Consider the following 3708-nt stretch of genomic DNA (forward strand, 5'->3'; position numbering starts at 1 on the left):
GGCGGTAATCACCTGATACACATGATCAGGAGAAACCTGGATGTAAATTTATTGCTATTCAACAATCAGATTTATGCGCTGACCAAAGGCCAGTATTCCCCTACCACCCCCATGGGACAAATTACGAAAACCTCCCCTCAGGGGACTATCGAACATCCCTTTAACGCCGGAGAGCTTGTTATGGGAGCCCAGGGTACTTTCTTTGCAAGGGTTGTAGATACTAATCCTCAAATGATGACAGAGGCCATGTTTGAGGCCGCCAAGCATGATGGCACCAGCATCATTGAGCTACTGCAGAATTGCGTTATTTTTAACGATAAAGCTCATACATTCCTTACTTCCAAAGAAGGCAGGGAAGAACATCAGCTATATCTGAAAAATGGAGAGCCCATGCTTTTCGGAGCCAATAAAGATAAAGGGATCAGATTGAAAGGCACTAAACTGGAAGTCGTAAAGATCGGAGTAAATGGGATTACAATGCAAGACATACTGGTTCACGATGCTTATGAACAGGATCCCGGAATTCACCTGATGCTTGCAAAAATGGCACCCCCTCATTTCCCGGTAGCTCTGGGTGTAATCCGCTCGGCCATGTACCCGACTTTTGATGATCTGGTACAGGATCAGATTGATTATGCAAAGCATACCTCCCCGATCAAGTGTGTGGACGACCTGCTCAACAGTGGAGAAGTAATTGATATAAAATAGCTTTATTGAAGATAGACGAGAAAACGGCCTTTGCCCTCGAAAAATACACCTGTATAACCTCCAAATCCGGAACTTTGTAACCGGACGGAGGCACCAAGGTGGTTTTTTATTAAAACATGCTTGGAAAGGTTTTTAAATATCAAAATGTTTTGGCCAAAGGTCGTAATCTTATATTCAATTAAGTTGTTTTGACTTGAAACATTGTCCAGCTGAATTGTAGAAGCCACGAGAACCGGTGCAATCCGGTTAATGCTTCCCATTTCAATGCTTAAAGTATTATTTCCCCTGAGTAACTTATCTTCAGGGATCTGGTAAGTATATTCAAGAGGCAAATGATTAAAAATCAGGGTGGTTATTTTACCTGCACCTTGAAACTGGAAATTGATGGTTGCGTTTTTATAAACGTAACCATTTATTTTTTCGAGATATTTGGTTGCCCTGACTGCTATTCCGAAGGGCATACGCCGGAGGCCAAAATTGGTCACTGTTGCCAGCCAGGATGCAATGGAAGCCCCATACGGCCGGTCATCATAAAAAAGATTGCCATCTTCGATGTCTGCAGTTTCAACAATGGTGTTGGGCATTTTCAGATATTTCCCGGCACGTACACATTGAGGCACAAGATAATTTAAAGCTTTCATTAATGAATCCTCATCACAGAACTCTGTATCCATGCTCCGCAAAACAGACAAATAGCTAACCAGGGAATATCCCCGGGGATGCATATATAAATCAGAAAAAAGTTGACTGATGGCATTTTTTTGTTGTACATAATTTCGGGGAAATATAAAAGGCAGGGAAAGTGCCAGTAGGTATTCATTCTGATCGGGGCCATAAGCCTCGGCCATAATAACCTTTTTCTTTGTGTTGATCAATTTTCCAAAAGAAGGCAAAACAGAGGATCCCCAGAAAGAACGAATGTGTTTTTCCAGTTCCAGTGCTTTTTTGAAATAATATTGAGCCCTTTCCCCCTGTTCCATAGCCGCCAGCATCAAATAGGATGAACAGGAAAGCGTATTGATGTATATATCATAAGATCGGATGATGGTATCATTTTTATAAAGAGAAGGAAATTCGTTCAACGGATTTCCCAGGGTTCCGTTCCAACGGCTGTCATGACTATTGGTTAAAGGCATATCCCCAAAATAATAACGTCCAAATAACTTTTGGCTTTTATCAAAACAATAACGTTCCAGCCAGTTCATGGCTTCTTCCAAAACCTTCAGATTTTCATGGGAGACATATCCTTCCTTTCCGGTTTGTGTCCAACAGTTAAAAACAGACCAGATGGCCCAAAAAGCTCCAGCCTCATCCCACCGGGTAATTGTACCCGACATGGTTTGCCCGTAAAATAAGCCTTTGGGATATTCATGGCTATAATTTGGATTTTTTAGGATCAAAGAGGTAAAATCTTCCAGCATATAAGGATTGCCGCTAAAAGCATTAAAGACACCGGAGATGCTTCCACTGCCATAATAAAGCATATAGTTGTTGGATTTTAAGGAAGTCCTCATCGCCCCGGAAGCATCCTGCATGGAAAGAAGTGACCTACGGTTTACCTTCAGCAATTGTTGCATGCGTTCATTTCCCTTTAGCTGGAAACTCCCGTTTTGCAAGGCAGCATTGATTTTTTCTTCATTTTTTTTGAGCAGGACTTCTTTCCCTTCCCGGATTAACTTTCTGGTCATTAATGCCACCTCATCTTTTGAAAGTTCTCCCGAGATGCAGATTAATTGTCCGGGAGCCAGGACAGCCCGTGCAAATATGCTTCTTCCCTCTTCCGTTGAAGTCTGATGCGAAAACGAGCCCTTACCCTCACCCAGGGCGGCGACAAAACTAAAATTCTTTCCCCTGTCGGGGTGGTCAACCCAAAAATATTTCTCCGATTGCTCCATAGCCTTATCAACTTTGTCGCTTTTAAAATCGACACTATCCGGTTTGTCCAGCCATATCATCACGGCAGGTTTGTCGAAAAGAGAAGCAATATGAAGGCGCTGATTTTTAAAGACCAACACACTATGAAAGGGGTCATAGTCGCAACGGATAAAGTCTTCAAGTTTCAGATCAGGAAAAGAAATCAAATCAAATATTTTGGTATGGTCATCGGCATTGGAGAAGTTGCGGTCCTGATAATCAGAAGATTTGCCCGCCTGGGGAGAAATCCAAAGTTCAAGCCTCTGAAGGTCCACGTTGTATTCTATCCTGATGCCCATCCGGTTATGCATCAGTATTAAAGTTTCCGGCTCACTGTTATTCGACTTGTATATTTCAGAATAATACCTGACATTTTTTCCCCTCTGCTTTTTAGGAGAGCAGGAGTTCAGCAGGGAGAGAGCGAGAAAGAGGAGAATATAGGTTCGAAAAATTTTCATAGCAGGATTTTTCTTATATCAGCTCACACAAGTTTCAAATTTATTAATAAATTTCGAACTCCTTATATAAAGTATCAAACAATATGCTATTTTAATAACAATTTTATTTAAACCGGGTAAAGCAAGATGAAAAAGGCGATCAATTTATTATTCATGCTGTTATTGTTTCCTTTTGCAGAAGCACAGGAAATGTATACAGAGAAATATATTCCGGAGGGAAAGGATTTGGAAAGCCTCAAGTTTGAAAGCAAAATACTCAAAGGAACAGAAAAATATTCAATATACCTGCCGCCCGATTATCAGATTTCCAACCGCAGATACCCCGTGGTTTATCTTTTACATGGACTGTCAGATAATGAAATGGGCTGGATTCAATTTGGGGAAGTAAATACAATTGCCGACAAAGCCATTGCAGAGCGGGAAATTCCTCCGGTGATCATTGTAATGCCCGATGGCGGCGTAACCTGGTACATCAATGACAGCCAGAACCAGTATCGCTGGAACGATATGTTCACCCGGGAATTTATTCCATACATTGACGCCACCTACCGGACAAGGCCGGCAAAAGAATTCCGCGCCATAGCCGGACTTTCGATGGGCGGATACGGGGCACTTATAAATGCTTTAC

3 protein-coding genes are annotated in these 3708 nt (G+C 41.9%); 2 read left to right on the forward strand and 1 reads right to left on the reverse strand.

Going from position 1 to position 3708, the window contains the following annotated elements:
• Positions 1 to 708: thiamine pyrophosphate-dependent enzyme (locus Q8907_14190; protein MDP4275421.1), on the forward strand; the 708-nt coding region annotated here is incomplete at its 5' end.
• A gap of 2 nt (positions 709 to 710) precedes the next feature.
• Here the strand turns inward: Q8907_14190 and Q8907_14195 are convergent.
• Positions 711 to 3080, reverse strand: a complete 2370-nt coding sequence (locus tag Q8907_14195; protein MDP4275422.1) for a hypothetical protein — start codon at positions 3078 to 3080, stop codon at positions 711 to 713.
• 126 nt (positions 3081 to 3206) lie between these two features.
• Here Q8907_14195 and Q8907_14200 point away from each other — a divergent pair.
• On the forward strand, positions 3207 to 3708 hold a 502-nt coding region (locus Q8907_14200; GenBank protein ID MDP4275423.1), incomplete at its 3' end, for an alpha/beta hydrolase-fold protein.

The organism is Bacteroidota bacterium (assembly GCA_030706565.1).
Taxonomy (GTDB): domain Bacteria; phylum Bacteroidota; class Bacteroidia; order Bacteroidales; family JAUZOH01; genus JAUZOH01.